The sequence below is a fragment of the Bacillus coahuilensis m4-4 genome, assembly GCF_000171615.1.
GTDB classification, from domain to species: Bacteria; Bacillota; Bacilli; order Bacillales; family Bacillaceae_K; genus Bacillus_T; species Bacillus_T coahuilensis.
The window spans coordinates 184,808-204,239 of sequence record NZ_ABFU01000060.3 but is presented as its reverse complement, the minus strand read 5'-3'; the positions used below and the strand labels follow the sequence as shown (position 1 = coordinate 204,239).

The following is a 19,432-nucleotide window of genomic DNA, read 5'->3' as shown; positions in this document are numbered from 1 at the left end:
GTATAGTACAAACATAATAAGAAAAGAAGGCTAGCTTCCTAGCCTTCCCACCTACTATTCTTTCTTCAAGCTATTCCAAGAATCTTGAAGAGATTGTAGGAACTCCTCTTTATCCTTTTCTCCGCCAATATACGCTTGCATATTCGCACCAAATTCATTTACTACCCCATCTGGAAACTTAAACCAGTTCCAAGAAAGCGTGTTACCTGCCTCAGAGTAAGCAATTATGTCATCGGCCATTGCCCCTAAACCTTCTGCTTCAATCGTAGAGAATGCAGGGATAAATTTGAATTCTTCCACAACGTAACGTTTCCCAGTTTCAGATGAAACCATCCAGTTCAAGAATTTTTTTGTCTTCTTCTTTATCAGCAGAGTTCTTGTTTACTACCCAGTTATTTGGTACACCCACTGCTAGCTTATCATTTGAAGCATCATCGCTTATTGGAATAGGCAAGAAGCCCATATTCATTTCAGGATTAATTTCTTCAATCATCCCTTGAGTCCAGTTACCTTGTTGCATCATCGCAGTTTGACCAGCTGCAAATTGAGTAACTTGAGTGTTATAGTCTGTTGTTAACGGATTGTCATTACCGTACTTAATCGTTAAATCAAATAGATTCATAAAGTTTTCAAACTTTTCATTTCCAGGAATTTCTGCAGACCCATCATTTAATCCTGCGATAAATTCATCTGGATTATCTTGATGAGCAAAAGGAATGTTTAGTAAATGAATTCCTAGCACCCACCATTCCCCATACCCAACAGAGAACGGAGTAATTTCGTTACTTTCAAGCGTTTTAGCTACTTCTTCTAGTTCAGAAAGTGTTTTTGGAAGTTCTGTAATTCCAGCTTGTTCGAATAGATCTTTATTGTAGATGAACCCATATCCTTCTAGGTTTAGTGGCTGACCATATACTTTTCCGTCAACTGTCATAGGCTCTAATGCTGATTCATATGCATCTGCAACCCATGGTTGATCTGATAAGTCTTCAAGTTTATCTAACCAAGTTTGTGCTTCTTGGAATCCACCGTTATTAAAGATATCCGGCTCATTTCCAGAAGCAAACTGAGTTTTCAAAGCAGCACCATAGTCTGCTCCTCCACCAACTGTTTGGATGTTAAACTTAACATTTGGATTTTCTTTCGTATATTCTTCAGCTAATGCTTTTAGTTGTTCTGCAATTTCTACTTTAAATTGGAAGATATCGATGGTTACCTCTTCTCCCGATCCTTCCGTTCCTTCATTTTCGGTGCCTTCATTTGAGTTTTCAGTCGATGTACCTGATGAACAAGCAGCTAAGACAAGCATGAAAGATAATAATAGCGCTAATAAAGAAAGCCCTTTCATTTTCATTGGAACTACCCCCTAATTTAGTTTGTTTCCACTTTTATTGTAAACGATTTCATTGTTGTGACGTAGGTGACAATATTGAACAATGAGGTGGAAAATATTGATGTATTGGTTCTATTGTACTAAAACTTCAAGAGCTCTTTAGAGAGAGTTTGAATTTTATAGAGTACTAGATGCCCTACTGCACACTAATTCTGCCGTCCAGCAGGGCACATCTTCTATTTAATTGAGCCGCTCACAATTCCTTTAATAATATGCTTTTGCATAAAGAAGAAGAAAATTAACAGCGGAATGATACCAAGCATTAACGCGGCAAGCGCTAGATCCCATTGCTTTGTGTACTCTCCAAAGAAGAAGAATGTAGCTAGTGGAATCGTCCGTAGATTTGGATCCTGTAACACAAGTAACGGTAGTAGGAAGTCATTCCAAATCCATAAGCTATTCAATATGATGATCGTAACGGTAATGGGCTTAAGTAATGGAAAAACAATTCTCCAGAACACGCCAAATCTTGAACATCCATCAATAATCGCCGCTTCTTCAAGTTCAATAGGAATTCCTTTTATAAACCCATGATAAAGGAAGATAGCTAATCCTGAACCAAACCCCAAATACATAATCACAATCCCAGGAATACTATTTAAAAGACCTAGTTTACTAGTAAAAGAGACTAATGGAATCATGATACTTTGAAATGGAATAACCATCGCTGCGACGAACATTAAAAAGATGATTTGACTCCATTTATTTTTTGTACGTACTAGCATATAGGCAGCCATTGAACAAAATATAACGATGACAAGGTTACTAACAAGTGTAATAATCAAACTATTTGTAAATACCTTCAAATAGTTCATCTTTTCCCACGCCTCTACATAGTTCGAAAATTGGAGGACTGTCGGAAGTGCTGATGTATTTAAAAGAATTTCAGCAAATGTCTTTAAGGAGTTTGATACTACATAATAGAACGGGACAAGGAAGATAATCGCGATGAAAAAAGCCAAAATCTCCAATCCAAATGTTTTAATCGTATATTTCCCTTCCATTATGCTTCAACCTCCTTGCTCTTTGTATACATCACTTGAATTGTAGTAATGGTCGCAACCACAATAAAGAAGATTAAGGCTTTTGCTTCACCTAGTCCATATCGATTGTTAACAAAGGCTTCTGTGTAAATATTTAAAGCAAGCATTTCTGTTGATTTAAACGGTCCGCCACCAGTTAAGCTTAAGTTCACATCAAATATTTTAAAGGACCAAGAAATGGTCAAGAATAAACAAATCGTAAAGGCAGGGGCAACAAGTGGAAGTGTAATATTCTTTAAAACTTGCCAGCTATTCGCTCCGTCCATCCTCGCCGCTTCAATCAATTCCTGCGGTACGTTCTGTAACGCAGCAATATAGATAATCATAATATATCCAGCACCTTGCCACACACTCACAATCACAATTCCCCAAAATGCCGTATTGGCGTCACCAAGCCAAGAAAGATTGAAGAAATCGATTCCAGTCAAGTTTCCAATCGAAACAAAGCCTTTTGTAAAAATAAATTGCCATATAAATCCTAGTAAAAGTCCCCCAATTAAATTGGGAAGAAAGAATGCCGTTCTAAATACATTGCGTAGCTTTAGTCCTCTTGTCACAAGAAGGGCTAAAGAAAACCCCACAAAATTCGTCAGAAGAATGGCAACGATTGTGTACTTTGTTGTAATCCAAAACGAGGTTAAAAACTGCTTATCCTCTGTGAATAGAGTAATAAAATTGTCTAACCCAACCCATTGAACATTTCCTGTAACACCATTCCAATCTGTAAAGGCATAATATATCCCTGATAAGAACGGTATTAACACGATGAAAGAAAACGCTAATAAGGCAGGTCCAACAAATGCTAGAAATAAAAGAATGTTTTTTCCTCTTTTTCCACCCATAGTGAACACCTCCGATACGTTCATTTTAATTAAAACGCTTTCATTTTAAGATAGACGATATTAGTCGGTAGGGTGGAAAATATTGACCAATCTTATTTTTCCTGTGTATATTATTGAGAATAGTTATCAATAATAAAGGAGAAGGTCACCTACGACCTTCTCCAACTTTGTGAGAACAAGCTTATAACAGTTCTCCAGGTTCAAATGTTTTACAATCCGTTTCTTCACTAGTATGAGCCTTATCGCCTTTATGACTCACGACGAAGATTTGAGAAGCGCCACACTTCTTGCCACCTTCGTTATGCACACAGTTCATAACCTCACATAATACATCTAATGCCATTCTCCATACACCTCCTTCTCTTTTAGGATGAACAACCGGATGCTTGTTCATACTCTAGAAAGAGAAGTTCTGGTTAGGAAGATTAACGCCCGCGGTTTGATCCTCGGTTCGAAGACCTGGAAGATTTATTGGATTGCCCAGTACTTCTAGAACTTCCTCCAGTTGAGCGCCCTCTAGTAGAAGCAGCCCCTCTATTATTATGCTTCCGCTCTTTATTTTTTTTAATTGTGATCTTCTCTGCGCTGCTTTCTCTCTTCATTTTGATCCTTACCCTTTGACGGGGTTGGTGACTCAAGCTCTACTTCCACGATCTTACGCGGAATGCTCCTTTTTATTCCTTCTTCTAAAGATTGCAGGGCTTGCTTGTCCTTTAACGCTGAAAACGTAATCGCCATCCCTGTTTCACCTGCACGTCCCGTTCGTCCAATACGATGAATATAACTTTCCACATCTTGAGGAATGTCATAGTTGTACACATGGGTAACCCCTTCAACATCCAGTCCCCTCGCTGCCACATCCGTTGCAATTAACAGCTGTATCTTGGCATCTCTAAAGCGTTTCATCACATTTTCTCGCTTCGCCTGAGATAGATCCCCATGAAGCTCATCTACAAGAAACCCTTTTGCCTTTAGTTCCATATGCAGCTTCGACACTCTTCTAATCGTTCTGCAAAAGATAATCCCCATAAAAGGCTGCGTCTCTTTAATCACTTCCACTAAAGCTTGTAGCTTTTTTCGATCTGTTGTCTCCACCACAAACTGCTCAATTTCTTCAACTAATCGTTCCTTATCTTTTACCTGCACGGTGTAAGGCTGTTGCTGATAGCGTTTTGCTAATGTTCGTACGTCTTTTGAGATTGTTGCTGAAAACAGAGCCGTTTGACGTGTAGGTGGCGTCGCTTCAATAATCTGCTCCACCTCTGGTAGAAATCCAATATGAAGCATCTGATCTGCTTCATCTAAAATCAGCATATCAAGTTCTGATAGGTCAATGGTTCCTCGTCGCATATGGTCAAGAAGACGTCCTGGCGTCGCCACCACTATGTGAATATTTCGCGTTTCAAGCTTGTGTAACTGCTTTTCCACATCTTGTCCACCGTATACCGCTAAAACGTTAACTTCTGGAAACTCAAGCTCTACTAACTTTTTGAGTTCATCTGTTACCTGAATGGCAAGCTCTCTCGTTGGTGCGACAATCAATCCTTGTACTGCGATTTTTTCAAGATCTACTTTTTCAAGCATCGGTAAAATAAATGCGAGCGTCTTACCCGATCCCGTCTTCGCCTGGGCGATCACGTCTCTCCCTTCAACCATTAATGGAATCACTTCTGTTTGTATGGGAGTAGGCTCCGTAATTCCTTGCTGCTCTAATGCTCGTTCACTTTTTATATGTAAACCTAACTGGTTAAATGTTTGCATGCTTCATGCTCCTTACCGTTTCATTGTAAGTCTTCATTATACGGGTTCCGCTGTGGAAGAACAAATAGAATTGAAATTAGTCGCGGAAGGGGTGGTGGTAGGTGGAACTGGAGTACTTTACTTGTGGAGAATTTTCAATAGTCTTTTCATTGTGTAACGAGAAGGTACATTTAAAAAATTCCTAATTTCTACATTTGTAAAAGTGGGGCTAACTAATAAAGAATAATCAGAAATGTTTTGATGAATGAGGGATTTCTGGGGGGCGAGAGCAGGTAGGGCACGTACTATTTGGAGAGTACAGTGTAAAAAAATACTGGCAATCATGACAAATTACTCCGTGTGAAATGGTTTGTTGTGAAATATCATGACGTTCATATATATTCAAGATTTGTGGCGTATGGTGTTGACCAAATAGTTTTGCTAAATGATTGGTCTCACTGTCCATTAGAACCTCGTTTGACACACTAGTCGTTAGATCCTCAAAAAAAATATTAAATCTGGATGAGCGCATCAGTTTGCTTCTAATAAAATTTCTATCACCTTTCACTTCTTTTATAAAACATTTAGGATTTGTAAGAACGACAATACTATAGATAGGAATATTAACCATCTTATTTAGACGTAACCAATGTTGAAGTTTTTGATGTTGATTCATTACCTGCTGAATTGGACAATTATATATTTCTCTCGTGCTTTCTCGATCTTCTATCAACTGCTGAAATTCAAAATACAAAAATTAAAATCCCCAATTACATTTTTCACTTCAATAATTAGTAAAAATCTATTTGTTAGTAGAAGTGTATCCATTTGGAAAAATGCATCATTTAATCTTAACCTAATATTGTGGAGTACATAGCAGCTTTCATCCTGTATTAATCTAAGATAATAATCAAATGCTAGTTGACCTCTGTAACCCGCTGCTAACTTACCACGTTCAATAATCATTTCCTCCCTTTTTTTGGGTAATGAACTAGTCGGGCAATGGCTGCATCATATTGTCTTAATGAAATGGGTTTAACTAATTCTTTATAATGGATAAAATTCCCCTTTCTATTATCAATTTTTAGTACCTACCACTACTAAAGTTCTTCAAATGTCGTCTATTCCCTTTATTGTTTATTTTTTTATAAGATATTTTAGATTATTAAATATTAGTCTTAAGAGTTTTGGCTAAGGGCGGCGACTACTTCCTTGTGGGCGGTTTTCAAGGTGGAGTGGGCGTTTCTCTCCTCTTACTGGGCGCCTTCACTTTTATACCGGGCGTTAATTGTTCTCTTTTTTCGACTATGGGCGGGGACTTCTTCTTTGTGGGCGGTTTTCTCTGTCGCGTGGGCGTTTCTCTTCTCTTACTGGGCGCTATCCCTTTTACATGGGGCGTTGATTGTTCTCTTTTTTCGACCATGGGCGGGGACTTCTTCTTTGTGGGCGGCTTTCTCTGTCGGGCGGGCGCTTCTCCCCTCTTACTGGGCGCCCTCACTTTTATACCGGGCGTTAATTGTTCTCTTTTTTCGACTATGGGCGGGGACTTCTTCTTCGTGGGCGGTTTTCTCTGTCGGGCGGGCGGTTTCCCTCTTTCTGGGCGCTATCCCTTCTACTTGGGGCGATGAATGATCTCCTTCTTCTAGCATGGGCGGCCACTTCTTCTTCGTGGGCGGTTTTCTCGATCGCGTGGGCGCTTCTCCAATCTTACTGGGCGCTATCCCTTTTCATTGGGCGATGATTGTACTCCTTCTTCTTCGTGGGTACTTTTCTCAACCGAGTGGGCGGTTTTCTCAATCGAGCAGGCGCTCTCGATGGTGATACATGATATATAATTGTGACTCAAAAATCAAAACCCCCGCATCACTCTGCGGGGGCCTTCTCATTATGCTTTTCGTTCAACAGTTCTCGATCGTTGCCTAGCTGGTCCACCAAGGTCTCGGCAGCACGACGATAGAAATTGCTCATGTTCACAAGGGATAATACAAGCAGAACCGATTGCAGGTGGTCTATATCTTGATCCGAATCACCTTGTAGCCCAGTATTTTCAGATCCAGCACCTAGCTCCTTCACTCGCTCTTCATGCAAATTTAGGTCATTTTTAAACTTCTCTACGTTTTGAGAGAACAATTGGAGGTATTGTTCATATAGAGACGGGAGGGATAGGTCACTTGCTGCAGCTTTTTCATTTACTTCTAAAAGAGTCTCTTTGATATCTTGGATAGAAAGCGTTCCTTTTAGCTGATAGATCAGGCTGATCAAGATGAGGTGATCCTTTGAATATTTTTTATTGGTGATCGGGTAGAACAGTTTGCCTTTGGCATAGTTATTGATCATGGTTTTGGTGAGGATTTTGTCATTGTCGTTTCGTTTGCTTCCTTCGTAACTTTTCTCAAAAAGTTGGATGACTTGGTCCATGTAAAGGTCGATGTCTGGAATGTCCTCTAGATGTAGATGTTGGTCCCACTCCATTTGATCAAATTTAGATTTCATTTGGGGCACACCCTCCGCACAGTTATTTGCTTTATTTTATCACACAAAATAGTTGACTACATATAAAATTGCTAATATTATTATAAGTAGTTATTAAAACTACTTATTAAATTGTGGAGGTATACATGATATGAATACGTATATTCGTGAGCCTATTAATGCGCTTACTCATTTGATTGGAGCCATTTTTGCTTTCATAGGGTTAATTGCCATGGTGATTAAAGCTTCTTTAACAACTGGGAATGTGCTAGCTATTACGTCGGTAATATTATTCGGAGTGAGTATGATTCTTTTATACGCGGCTTCTACAACGTACCATATGGTCGTGGCTAAGGATAAGACGATTGCTTTTTTGAGAAGAATTGATCATTCTATGATTTATGTGTTGATTGCTGGGACGTATGCTCCTTTTTGCATGGTTAGCTTGCAGGGGACAATTGGATGGGTGTTATTTGCGATCATTCATGGATTAGCGGTAGCAGGTATTGTATTCAAGCTTTTATGGTTCCACTCTCCTCGATGGATTTCAACGATTATCTATATTGCAATGGGATGGATTGTGGTTTTGTTTATTTATCCTTTAGCTCAAACGATGGAATCGACTGGGATTGCGCTTTTAGTGACTGGAGGAGTTTTATATACAATTGGTGGCGTGATTTATGGTTTAAAGCCAGATTTTTTAAAATTTAAAGTCATGGGATTTCATGAGATTTTTCATATATTCATTTTATTAGGTAGCTTGTTTCATTTCTTGTGTGTGTTTCACTATGTTTTGTAGATCTTAGTCTTTTAGAGAAAGAAGCAGTCTGGTATTATACTATGCTACAGTTATTCATCACTGATAAAGGAGAGTAGATATGGTTTCCAATATAAAAGCCATCGTCTTTGATGTGTACGGCACACTATTTGATGTTCATTCGATTGTAATAAAATGCGAAGAAGAGTTTGGGGATAAAGGCCAAGAGGTTAGCTTGATTTGGCGACAAAAGCAAGTAGAATATAGCTTTCTCCGAGAGTTAATGGGACGCTATCAGCCATTTTCCAAAATTACCTTTGATGCACTAAAGTATGCCGTGAGTTCAGTAGGAATACAGCCTAAAGAAGAACAGCTTCTCCAGTTAATGGCAGAATATCAGCACCTTACTCCTTACAAGGAAGTGGAAACAGTTCTCTCTTCCTTAAAGGGCAAACAGCTAGCTGTTTTTTCGAATGGATCTAGAGATATGCTAGAACCCTTATTAAATAACTCTGGGCTCCAATCGTATTTTTCCTCCATCCTTTCAGTGGATGATCGAAAAGCATTCAAACCAACGCCCACGAGCTATACGGCCGTACTAGAAGAACTTCAAGTCGAACGAAAAGAGGTTCTGTTCCTCTCATCAAATGGCTGGGATATCTCCGGGGCAAAGAGCTTTGGATTTCAAACGGCTTGGGTGAATCGAAAAGGTTCGCCACGAGAGCAATTAGATTTGCAGCCTGATGTAGAAATAGAAGATTTATCGGAGTTAGTCAACCTTTTATAACGATTTGCATGCCCCGCACATTGACGGGGATTTTTTTATGTTGAAAACGGTTCTATTTTCTTTACAGTAAATCCATTGACGCTTGAAGGATTGTCACGTAAAATAACCAAGATGACCAATGAGTTCATTTTGTGACTCGTTAGTTCAACGTCACGTTATATTGAGAGAGGTGAATACCATCCAAGAGAAAAAAATAGAAATTATAGATGCAGCTATGAGGTTTTTTTCAACAAAGGGCTACCATGAGACATCGATGCAGGATATTGCAGAGCAATGTAGTATTTCAAAAGGCTCTTTATATAAGCTATTTCCTTCAAAAGATCAGTTATTTCTTTCCGTCATGACACATTATAATCACCTGTTACTACAACAAGCAAAAAGTATTTCCGCTGATTATGCGTTATCTAAACGAGAAAAACTAGTGAAGCATATGTCCATTCAATTTCAGCAGATGCTGAAGCAGAAGGATTTTATGATCCTGTTCTTTAAGCATGTAACTGGAAAAGAAAAAGAAAAAATTCAGCCTCAAATGAAGCAAGTAAAGTCCGAGGTACTGAGCTGGCAAAAAGATGTTCTACTAGAAGCCTATGGTGAAGAAATTAAGCCTTATATTTGGGATATGATTGTCCTTTTACAAGGAACGTTCAAAGAGTATATGTATATTGCCCATGAAACAGGTTTGACCTACGATACCGATCAACTAGCTAGGTTATTTGTTCACCATCTAGATGGGATCGTAGAACAACTAGAGAGATTTCAACCCGCTTTTCAATTACCTACACATGTAATCGAGCAATATGTGGGGAGTTCGACTACGAAAGACTTTTCAAAACAAACATTAGAATACGAATTACAGGAATTAAAAGAAAAAGTGGATGCTTTAGGGAATGATGAAATCCTTTCCTCTTTCAACATGCTTCAAGAAGAATTAGATTCAACATCTCCACGACGCTTTTTAATCGAAGCCTTACTCCATTATTTAAAACGAGAAAGCTCACTTGAAAGTCATATTACTACCATTCAAACCGTAGTGTTTCACTACATACAATAGGAGGTTTTAACGTTATGGAGCATTTAGATCAACGGACAAAAGTGTCTATTATGATTGCTGTGATGGGGGCTATGTTTTTTGCGGCAGTCAATATGACCATCGTCGGTACAGCATTGCCTAAGATTGTTGGGCAAATCGGTGGTATGGAATATTTTGATTGGGTCTTTACGATTTACATGTTAACGTCAACGATTACCGCGATGCTAGTTGGAAAGTTATCGGATATTTATGGACGTAAAATCTTCATCTTAATCGGTATCGGTATTTTTATGATTGGTGCCTTCATGAGTGGTACATCAGATACGATTATTCAATTAATTTTATATCGTGGGTTCCAAGGTTTTGGTGCAGGGATGATTATGAGTTCTGCCTTTACAACCGTGGGAGATTTGTTTAGTCCACGTGAGCGTGGCCGTTGGCAGGGATTAATGGGCGCTACGTTTGGACTTTCCAGTTTATTCGGGCCTACACTTGGTGGATATATTGTGGATAACTATGCTTGGAACTGGGTCTTCTGGTTGTTCCTACCACTCGGCTTCATAGCATTTGCTTTAATCTTCAAATTGTATCCTAGCCATAATCGTCCTGAAGAACGAGAGCCAGTTGATTATTTAGGTTCGCTAGCTTTAAGCGCCATGATTATTACTCTGTTATTAGGCTTTAGCTGGGCAGGAGGAAGGTATGAATGGGCTTCTTTTGAAATTATCGGATTATTTTCATTAAGCGTCCTTTCCCTCCTTACGTTCATATGGGTAGAGTTAAAAGTGGCAAAGAGCCCTGTTTTACCGCTTCACTTATTTAAGAACAGCGTATTTACGGTGTCAAATATTGCAGGCTTCTTCTTAGGTATGGGGATGTTTGGCGCGATTATGTACGTACCATTTTACGTTCAGGGTGTGTTGGGTCGATCTGCAACTGTTTCAGGCTTAATTGAGATGGTGATGACGATTTCCATGGTAGCAGCAAGTATTATTATTGGAAACTTAATTACGAAGACAGGTAAGTACAAGGCTTTTTCACTAGTAGGATTTGTTGTTATGGCAGCAGGGTTGTATTTGAATTCTACACTTGAAGTAAATTCACCTCTGTGGCAGATTATTTTTCAACTAGTCATTGTGGGAATTGGTTTAGGTATGAACATGCCTGTGTTTAATATTACAGTTCAAAATGCAGTGAGTCATAAATATTTAGGAGTCGCTACTTCTGCGATGCAGACATTCCGTCAAATTGGTGGGACCATAGGTGTAGCCATCTTTGGTGCTGTTATGGGGAATTTAATGGAAGAGCGTTTAGCCCAAAGTGAATTACCTACACCTCCTGCCGATTCACCACAAGGAGATACCGTTGCCATGCTTCAAGATCCGCAAGCTTTGATGGATCCAGATCAATTAGAGACAATTCGTGGTACAGTTCCGGCTGAAATGACGGGCATGTTCGACCAATTAATCCTAACTTTAAAAGAAGCATTGAACTTTGGCTTAAATGGTGTATTTATTGTGGGGGCTTGTGTCGTTATACTTGGGTTTATTACAACCTTCTTCTTAAAAGAAATTCCACTTCGCACATCCAATCATGATGAGGAAAAAGAAGGAACTCCGGTGAAAGCGACCGTTCAAGCAGAAGCAAAATAAGAAAGCTACCTCACTTCGGACAGAAGTGAGGTTTTTCTATTCTCCAGTGTGTTCAACCATGTTTGAAATTTTTTAAAGGGTGAAAACATGGAATAGACATAAATAAGGAGTGAGCAAGTTTGAATACAAACTTTGAGAAAGTGTATATAAACGGAGAATGGCAGAAAGGAACAGGTGAGGGGACCATTGATGTTCAAAATCCTTTTACACAGGAATCCATCCTTTCTATTAGCGCTGCATCAAAGGAAGATGTCAAAAATGCTTATGAAGTAGCGAAACTAGCACAGAAGGACTGGAAGAACACATTACCCCAAAAGAAGCAGGAGATTTTATATAAAGCCATCGACATTGTCGAGTCAGAAAGAGATGTAATAGTAGAATGGATGATAAAAGAAACTGGCAGTACATTTATGAAATCAATGGGTGAAGTGGATGTATCCCTTAACATTATGAGAGAGGCTGCTACGTATCCTTTTAGAATGGAAGGAAAAGTTCTTCCAAGTATCACTGAGGGGAAAGAAAATCGGGTATATCGTGATCCACTAGGAGTAGTCGGAGTTATCAGTCCTTGGAATTTCCCATTCCATTTAGCGGTGCGTTCTATCATAACCGCTCTTGCAACTGGAAATGCTGTGGTCGTAAAACCGTCCACTAAATCACCTGTTACGGGTGGATTAATCTTTGCAAGTATTTTTGAAGAGGCAGGCCTACCAAAGGGATTGTTAAATGTTGTAGTTGGGAAAAGTTCAGAAATTGGGGATGAAGTGATTGTGAACCCAATTCCACGATTGATTTCCTTTACAGGGTCTACGGATGTAGGGCAACATATTGGAGAGCTTGCTGGAAAACACCTTAAGAAAACGGCTCTTGAGCTTGGGGGCAATAACGTATTTATCGTATTAGAGGATGCTGATATTGAACAAGCAGTTGAATCTGCATTATTTGGCAAGTTTTATCATCAAGGTCAAATTTGTATGAGCATCAACCGCTTTATGATAGATGAAAAGATTGCAAATGATTTTACAGAAGCATTTCTAAAAAGAGTGAAGGAGCTGGAGTTTGGTGATCCTTCAGCTAAAACGACTCATATTGGACCACTTATTTCTAGAGATCAAGTTGACCGTATCCTTGACCTAGTAGAGGAAAGTACAAAAGAAGGAGCAACCCTCCTGCACGGTGGACAAGCTGAAGGTAATGTACTAGAACCAACCATCTTAACGGATGTAAAACAAAGTATGAGCATTGTTCAAAACGAAATTTTTGGTCCAGTAGCGGCCATAATGACCTTCCAATCAGAGGATGAGGTATTGTCATTAGCAAACGAACTTCCTTATGGACTCAGCGGTGCGATTCATTCCAGAGACCTGGACCGCGCAATGCGCATTGCACGTGAAGTGGAGACTGGAATGATTCACATCAATGATCAGCCGGTGAATGATGAGCCACATATGCCTTTTGGTGGAGAAAAGAAATCAGGTCTTGGTCGATTTAACGGGGAATGGGCTCTAGAGGAATTTACGACAGTGAAGTGGGTATCCATTCAACGAGACAAACGTGATTATTCACCGTTTATCCAATAATAATGACGAAAGATTAAAAAGAGAAATCCTACTTTCTGTTAGGGTTTCTCTTTTCTATGAACAATTTCTCTAGAATTTCCCATTTATATTTGAGTAAAATTCATACTCTAATCCATTCATTTGTAGTATATTTAGAGAGTCGAAATAAATGAGCGAGGTACTGCACATGTGGAAAACAAAAATGTTTGGATTCTGTTGATCGGTGAATTTGTTGCAGGAATAGGATTATGGTTAGGGATCATTGGAAATCTTGAGTTTCTCCAAGCGAAGGTGCCATCGGATTTTCTTAAATCTGTCATTTTAGGTGTAGGGCTGTTGGCTGGAATAGTAGTAGGGCCAATGGCTGGAAGAATGACAGACCAGCTATCTAAAAAGAAGGTCATGTTAGTATCAGGTTTTGTTCGGTCAATGAGTGTTTTGTTTATGCTGGTAGCCATTCAACAAGATTCAGTATGGTGGATGCTAGCCTTTTTAATTACCATTCAAGTTTCAGCTGCTTTTTATTTCCCTGCTTTACAGGCAGCTATACCGTTAGTCGTTAAAGAAAAGGAATTGCTTCAAATGAATGGAGTTCATATGAACGTTTCTACTCTTTCACGTGTCATCGGTACAGCTATCGCTGGTATATTTCTAGTCATCATGAGCTTATCCCAGCTGTATATTCTTTCTCTACTAGCCTACCTAGGTCTGTTTCTCTTAACATTTCTATTAAAAATAGATGAAGAAATAGTTGAAAAACGACTACGAAAGAACGAGAAAAGAGCGGGTTTAAAGAAGTCTTCCCCATTATTAAAGGCCGACCGATTGTTCTTATGACCTTAATTATGACATTAGTTCCATTGTTGTTTATTGGTGGATTTAATTTAATGGTTATAAGCATTAGTGAACTGCAAGACAGTTCAGCTATAAAAGGATGGATCTATACAGCAGAGGGAATTGCATTTATGATAGGTGCCTTCTTTGTGAAGAAAATTAGCGGAAAACGTTCGCCTTATCAGATTCTCTTTTTCTTTTCATTCTTAATAGGTATTGCCCAAATCATGTTAGTATTTGCAGACCAACCCATTTTATCCGTTGTTGCCTTTACGTTGTTCGGATTTTCTGTCGGCTGCTTCTTTCCTACTGCTGCAACCATATTTCAAACGCGAATGCCTAAAGAATATCACGGTCGATTCTTCTCCTTCCGTAATATGTTAGACCGTATTATTTTCCAAGTAGTGTTACTCATGACTGGTATGCTTTTGGACCTCGTTGGACTACAGATGATGGGAGTGATCATTGGTTCACTTTCCGTCCTGATTACTGTCTTCTTCTATACGAGAAATAAAATGCAACAGCCTTTAGAACTTGAACAAAGAGTAAGTTAAACCAGATGAGAAATCATCTGGTTTTTTTCCTTTATTCTATGTTCGATTGAAACGTAATTGGCATACCATTTGGCGCCTTCATAGAATACATTCTCTCTCCGTGCTGTTCAAAAGGACCTTGAAGTTCTAAGCCTTTCCCTTCCAAGCTGCTAGCAAACTCATCAGCGTTCTCTACAATCAGTTGGATCATCGTCATAGGAGGCATATTTTCTCCCGCTTTCCAAAACTCTAACCAGCTATGATCGGCTTTAAATATTCCACCGTTGTAGCCCTCTTGGTTTTCATACGTGTTTTCAAGGCCTAACTGATTTTGAAAGAAGTCTACCATTTCATCACATTGATTGCTCACGGTTACGTATCGAAAGCCTATAATTTTCATATTCCATCTCCTTTCACTATTCTTTATTCCACTATATCGAATATTTCAGAAGAATAAAATGGTTAGCCATCTTACATTTATATTTGTAAAACCCGGGTACTATATAAGAGTATTAAATATAGTAAAGGGAGGAATTATTGTGGCTACTTTTACCCTACGTGACCGTATACCAAATTTCACATTACCTTCAACAACTGGAGAAACATTTAACTTTGAGGAACACCAAAATCAACACTCGGAATGGCATCTCATTATCTTCTTTAGAGGAGCTTGGTGCCCGGTTTGTGTACAAGACTTAACTAGTTTAGAAGAAAGCAAAAGCTTCTTCGAAGGGAAAAATGTCAACATTATCACCATTTCAACAGATAAACTTGAAGGCCTAAAGAACATGGCCGAAGAAAACAATCTAACTTTTCCTATCTTAGCTGATGAAAAATTAGAAGCTTTAAAGGCATTTGATGTCTTCTATCACGATGAGGAAGCACCATATGAAGATCACGGAGCACACGGTGAACCTGCCTATTTCCTTGTAAACGAAAAAGGAGAATTACTGTATCAACAAAAACAAACAAGTCCCTTTGGACGCCCAACTACAACGGAGCTTCGCAAAATCGTTCAATACATTCAAAAGCAAATGAAGTAAAAAGAATAACCGTACGGGTCATGACCCGCACGGTTTCTCTTACTCTATGACAATCCGCGGATTATTGCTGTACATATACAGAGACAGAGCCTCCGTTAACATAAAAGTTCCCCCAGCCATCCTGGTTAATGACTACCTGATCAGAGCGGTTCCCTGTCATGTCTTTCCATGTCTCCCCTGCATTTTGTTTCCCAACATACATCCACTTGTTTCCACCAGGTCCATCTGTAATCAGTGTAGCTAATCCTGATTTCTGACGTAAGCTAACTCCCTCAAGAGTCCATCCTATAATGTCCCAGTGATTTAAGTAATCATGCTGAGAACCCTTTGCATAGAAAGAATACGTATACTTTTATTATATTTTACACAAATTTCATATATCATTGTCTTACTGGCTTAATCGAATCCCCTATGACTACGGTATCAGGCACTAATTGAATACTAGGTTTAGACTTCAAGAAAGAAAATAGCACACAACCTATGATCACGATGATGCTGCCTACTGCTTGCATAACCGTCATCTTTTCTCCTAGGAAGAGAAAGGCTAACATTGCTGTAAAAATGGGGTTAAAGTTTAGAAATAATCCAGACGTACTTGGACCTAGATGTTTGACTCCCACATTCCAAAGAACCATGCAAAAGACCGTTGATATAAGACCCGTATACAAAATAGCTTGTAAAAAAGGTACATCTATCGTTACAATATGAAAGCGATTGACTGCAAAAGGGATCATCACCACGAGACCAAAAATCCCAGAATACAAGATGGACATCATAGGACTAACCATTTTCATAGCCCATTTACTGCAAACAGAATAAATCCCCCACATCAAAACCGCAGCTACCATAAATATATCCCCTGGATTAAACTGAAGGGACAAAATAGTTTGTAGATCTCCTTTTGAAAGCACAAGCAATACACCTACTAAGGATAACAGCATAGAAAAAAACTGCAAACTATTCATTTTCTCTTTTAAGAAGAGATACGAGCATGCCGCAATGGAGAACATATTCAATGTAGAAATTAAGCCAACGTTTGTTGCAGATGTCTGCTCAAGAGCCATAAACTGTAATGCTTGAAATAGTGCTACGCCTGTTATTCCCATGAGGAAAAGTGGCAGGATGGCTTTCATTGGCGGCCACAGCTTTTTTTCCTTCCACCATACAACAGGAATCAAGCTTATGACCGCAATCGCCCATCTTAACACAGTTAGCGTAACAGGGTCTCCATAATGAACAAGTGTTTTTCCGACAATAAAATTTCCACCCCAGAGAAAGCTGGTTAATAAAAGTAATCCATAATACTTCATATGAGTTAACTCCTGCGATTTAATGTATATATATTTTACCATTCTCCTATAAAAACTGAATGATCATTTGTATAATGAATTAAAAACGAAATTTCATAAGGTAAAAAAGTTTATATTCTTACTAATATTTTGATAGTGAATATTTTTGCTCCATTATTCTGAATAATATTCATAGGAGGAAGACTCATGGAATCGATTGTAAATAGAGTGCTAGACCCCATTGATCTCCACATTTTAGATTTACTTCAAAAGGATGGGCAGATAAGCAATTTAGAAATCTCAAAACGCGTTCAGTTATCGGCTCCAGCAGTTCATGGGCGAATTAAAAGATTGGAATCTGATGGGTACATTCATAAACAGGTGGCCATATTAAATCATGAAAAGCTTGGATTTGATCTCCTAAGTTTTGTCTTTATCAGTACCAACCTTCATGAAGCGGAAAAACTTAAAACGTTAGAAAGCACTCTCCATTCAATGAAGGAGATTATGGAGTGTCACTGTTTAACCGGGGAATACGATTACTTGTTAAAAGTGGCGTGTAAGGACCGTAAAGGATTGGAGTCCTTTATTCGGAGATTAAATGAAATGGCGGTTACCAAGATTCAAACGAGCTTGGCGCTGAGAGAGGTTAAGTATTCAACTGTACTACCGATACGGGTATAAGAAAAGATGGGGTGTGAACAATTATACAGTGTTTCATCCTTTACGCATTAATATGTGTTCGTTCCCTAAGGTTTCAATAATTTTTGATCATCGGAGAATGTTGTACTGTAATGTGTTTTTGTATCATTCAAATTAATAAAATAACAATGTATTAAACGATACGATTGTTATTGATTAAATAGAGTTCGACTGATGACAAATAAAAAAAGAAGAACAGGTTGTCCTATAAGAATCTGTTCTCCTTTCTGTTTACCTAAATTAGCTATTCGACACGTCGTCACCAAATGCAAGACCTAATTCAGCTACAACCGATTTTTTAATACAGCAGATGGATTGTGCTACAGATGCAACGGTTCTATTTGCTTCAAGTACTTGTTCAGTATTAAAGGATCCAGAATAACTATCTACAAATAATCTTACTTTAGCTGCTTCAGCTGATAGTAAATCGGCTGCGGCTAATTCTGTTAAAATCGCAGATAGAATAACTCCACCTCTTAAAAGCTCTTCTAAATCTAATCCTCCCTTAGGTTGTATTTCCATTACCCCTTCTAATAACTCTCTTGCTTCGACTAATTGTTTCTTTTCCATTTCGATGATCTCTCCTTTCGTATTTTCACTTTATCCTATGAGAGACATGCTAAAGTGGAACAGATACTTGTACCATTTTAATGAAATGTGTAATAGTACTAGAAAACAGTAAAAAGAGGTACCCACTAATTTATAGGGGTACCTCTTTAGTTATATTGTCAAATCCATTAATTTTGAGTATTCCACCAAGTTATGTATGGTGGAGACGGTGGGAGTCGAACCCACGTCCAGAAACACCTCAACTTAAGCTTCTACGAGTGTAGTCGATATATTAGAGTTTCGCTGTATCATCTGCCTATCGACCGGCGTCCGAACAGCTAGTCTGGTTCTTCTCTTCCTTTGTCCTCAGACGGTGAACTCCGGCGTATCCCACTAAAGTTGAGCCCCGGTCAATTCCACATGGGCGATGGAAAGGCGGAGCCGCTAGCTAGCTTACGCTGCTAAAGCGAAATTGTTTTGTTTGCCAGTTATAATTCTTGACGTTGATGACGAAGACGATCCCTCCGACTCGCAACTTAAGCCCTAGTCATCCCTGTCGAATCCGTAACGTCCCCAAGTTAGGAAAAGCATACTGAACGTGTTAGGTTCAAGCAACTTGTACGTTCGGAAGCTCTAAAAGATAGGAGCTTAAGAAGTTGCCGCATCTCTTGCGACTGACACTAGTATAGCATAAATCCGTAATGTTTCAAATGGAAATACCTTGAAACTATTGTTGACGATCCTTGAATGCTCGCTCAATTTGACGATTGGCCTCTTTCTTTTTAAGAGATTCACGCTTATCATAGTTCTTTTTACCACGAGCGAGACCTAATAAAACCTTGGCATAGCCATCTTTTATATAGAGCTTCAGTGGTACAAGTGAATAGCCTTTTTCCTTTGTAAGGCCAATCAGCTTGTTGATTTGTTTTTTATGAAGAAGTAACTTTCGTGTACGAATAGGATCATGATTGTAACGATTCCCTTGTTCATACGCATTGATGTGCATGTTGTACACAAACACTTCGCCATTTTGGATTTTCGCGAAGCTTTCTTTTAAATTCACTCGGGATTGACGGACCGATTTAATTTCCGTTCCTTGAAGCACAATTCCTGCTTCATACGTCTCTTCTATAAAGTAATCGTGATTTGCTTTTCTGTTTTGAGCAATAACATTTCCTGTACCCTTTGGCATTGTAACATCCCCCTT

At 38.9% G+C, this 19,432-nt stretch carries 18 protein-coding genes, 1 other RNA gene and 3 pseudogenes; 8 read left to right on the top strand and 14 right to left on the bottom strand.

What is annotated here, in order from left to right:
- Positions 1 to 54: 54 nt before the first annotated feature.
- From M44_RS23880 to M44_RS16285, 8 genes and pseudogenes are all read right to left on the bottom strand, one after another.
- Positions 55 to 1,354, bottom strand: a pseudogene (locus M44_RS23880) (ABC transporter substrate-binding protein).
- Positions 1,355 to 1,569: 215 nt separating this feature from the next.
- Entirely contained in the window at positions 1,570 to 2,397 is an 828-nt protein-coding gene (locus tag M44_RS16330) for a carbohydrate ABC transporter permease (RefSeq protein WP_010175333.1), read from the bottom strand.
- Positions 2,397 to 3,278: a carbohydrate ABC transporter permease gene (locus M44_RS16325; protein WP_010175332.1), complete on the bottom strand. Its 882-nt coding sequence runs from the start codon at positions 3,276 to 3,278 to the stop codon at positions 2,397 to 2,399. The genes M44_RS16330 and M44_RS16325 overlap by 1 nt, the downstream gene beginning before the upstream one ends.
- Before the next feature lie 181 nt (positions 3,279 to 3,459).
- On the bottom strand, positions 3,460 to 3,621 hold the full coding sequence (locus M44_RS26465) for a DUF1540 domain-containing protein (protein WP_010175331.1): 162 nt from the start codon (positions 3,619 to 3,621) through the stop codon (positions 3,460 to 3,462).
- A 221-nt stretch (positions 3,622 to 3,842) separates the two neighbouring features.
- Entirely contained in the window at positions 3,843 to 5,039 is a 1,197-nt protein-coding gene (locus tag M44_RS23875; RefSeq protein WP_010175329.1) for a DEAD/DEAH box helicase, read from the bottom strand.
- 226 nt (positions 5,040 to 5,265) lie between these two features.
- Positions 5,266 to 5,772 (bottom strand): hypothetical protein, encoded by a 507-nt coding sequence (locus tag M44_RS16305; RefSeq protein WP_029326938.1) that lies wholly within the window; start codon positions 5,770 to 5,772, stop codon positions 5,266 to 5,268.
- Positions 5,748 to 5,984: a nuclease-related domain-containing protein gene (locus M44_RS30090; protein ID WP_029326937.1), complete on the bottom strand. Its 237-nt coding sequence runs from the start codon at positions 5,982 to 5,984 to the stop codon at positions 5,748 to 5,750. The genes M44_RS16305 and M44_RS30090 overlap by 25 nt, the downstream gene beginning before the upstream one ends.
- 897 nt (positions 5,985 to 6,881) lie before the next feature.
- Positions 6,882 to 7,511 carry a DUF1836 domain-containing protein gene (locus M44_RS16285; RefSeq protein ID WP_010175323.1) on the bottom strand — a complete coding sequence of 210 codons (630 nt, stop codon included), beginning with the start codon at positions 7,509 to 7,511 and terminating at the stop codon, positions 6,882 to 6,884.
- 130 nt (positions 7,512 to 7,641) lie between these two features.
- On the opposite strand from M44_RS16285, the gene trhA reads away from it, so the two are divergent.
- From trhA to M44_RS30085, 6 genes and pseudogenes are all read left to right on the top strand, one after another.
- Positions 7,642 to 8,289 (top strand): PAQR family membrane homeostasis protein TrhA, encoded by a 648-nt coding sequence (trhA, locus tag M44_RS16280; RefSeq protein WP_010175318.1) that lies wholly within the window; start codon positions 7,642 to 7,644, stop codon positions 8,287 to 8,289.
- Between the two features lie 79 nt (positions 8,290 to 8,368).
- Positions 8,369 to 9,034, top strand: a complete 666-nt coding sequence (locus M44_RS16275) for a haloacid dehalogenase type II (RefSeq protein ID WP_010175316.1) — start codon at positions 8,369 to 8,371, stop codon at positions 9,032 to 9,034.
- Positions 9,035 to 9,152: 118 nt separating this feature from the next.
- Positions 9,153 to 10,085 carry a TetR/AcrR family transcriptional regulator gene (locus M44_RS16270; RefSeq protein WP_029326936.1) on the top strand — a complete coding sequence of 311 codons (933 nt, stop codon included), beginning with the start codon at positions 9,153 to 9,155 and terminating at the stop codon, positions 10,083 to 10,085.
- A gap of 14 nt (positions 10,086 to 10,099) precedes the next feature.
- Positions 10,100 to 11,716 (top strand): MDR family MFS transporter, encoded by a 1,617-nt coding sequence (locus M44_RS16265; RefSeq protein WP_010175312.1) that lies wholly within the window; start codon positions 10,100 to 10,102, stop codon positions 11,714 to 11,716.
- Between the two features lie 119 nt (positions 11,717 to 11,835).
- Positions 11,836 to 13,296: an aldehyde dehydrogenase family protein gene (locus tag M44_RS16260; protein WP_010175310.1), complete on the top strand. Its 1,461-nt coding sequence runs from the start codon at positions 11,836 to 11,838 to the stop codon at positions 13,294 to 13,296.
- 168 nt (positions 13,297 to 13,464) lie between these two features.
- Positions 13,465 to 14,663: pseudogene (locus tag M44_RS30085) on the top strand (MFS transporter).
- A 31-nt stretch (positions 14,664 to 14,694) separates the two neighbouring features.
- Here the strand turns inward: M44_RS30085 and M44_RS16250 are convergent.
- A complete protein-coding gene (locus M44_RS16250; RefSeq protein WP_010175304.1) occupies positions 14,695 to 15,042 on the bottom strand; it encodes a VOC family protein in 348 nt (115 codons plus the stop codon).
- A 139-nt stretch (positions 15,043 to 15,181) separates the two neighbouring features.
- On the opposite strand from M44_RS16250, the gene M44_RS16245 reads away from it, so the two are divergent.
- The gene (locus M44_RS16245; protein ID WP_010175302.1) at positions 15,182 to 15,685 is read left to right on the top strand and encodes a peroxiredoxin family protein; all 504 of its coding nucleotides are present in this window, start codon (positions 15,182 to 15,184) and stop codon (positions 15,683 to 15,685) included.
- Positions 15,686 to 15,746: 61 nt separating this feature from the next.
- Here the strand turns inward: M44_RS16245 and M44_RS26460 are convergent.
- Together M44_RS26460 and M44_RS16235 are read right to left on the bottom strand one after the other, a co-directional pair.
- A pseudogene (locus M44_RS26460) lies at positions 15,747 to 16,019 on the bottom strand (alpha-amylase domain-containing protein); the annotation flags it as partial.
- A 46-nt stretch (positions 16,020 to 16,065) separates the two neighbouring features.
- A complete protein-coding gene (locus tag M44_RS16235; protein ID WP_010175298.1) occupies positions 16,066 to 16,995 on the bottom strand; it encodes a DMT family transporter in 930 nt (309 codons plus the stop codon).
- A gap of 186 nt (positions 16,996 to 17,181) precedes the next feature.
- Between M44_RS16235 and M44_RS16230 the strand changes: the two genes are divergently transcribed.
- Positions 17,182 to 17,658 carry an Lrp/AsnC family transcriptional regulator gene (locus tag M44_RS16230; RefSeq protein ID WP_010175296.1) on the top strand — a complete coding sequence of 159 codons (477 nt, stop codon included), beginning with the start codon at positions 17,182 to 17,184 and terminating at the stop codon, positions 17,656 to 17,658.
- A 258-nt stretch (positions 17,659 to 17,916) separates the two neighbouring features.
- Here M44_RS16230 and M44_RS16225 read toward each other — a convergent pair whose 3' ends face one another.
- From M44_RS16225 to smpB, 3 genes are all read right to left on the bottom strand, one after another.
- A complete protein-coding gene (locus M44_RS16225; RefSeq protein WP_010175294.1) occupies positions 17,917 to 18,246 on the bottom strand; it encodes an alpha-helical endospore appendage domain-containing protein in 330 nt (109 codons plus the stop codon).
- Between the two features lie 197 nt (positions 18,247 to 18,443).
- Positions 18,444 to 18,800: a transfer-messenger RNA gene (ssrA, locus tag M44_RS26455) on the bottom strand.
- A gap of 152 nt (positions 18,801 to 18,952) precedes the next feature.
- Positions 18,953 to 19,417: an SsrA-binding protein SmpB gene (smpB, locus tag M44_RS16220; RefSeq protein ID WP_010175293.1), complete on the bottom strand. Its 465-nt coding sequence runs from the start codon at positions 19,415 to 19,417 to the stop codon at positions 18,953 to 18,955.
- Positions 19,418 to 19,432: the final 15 nt, after the last annotated feature.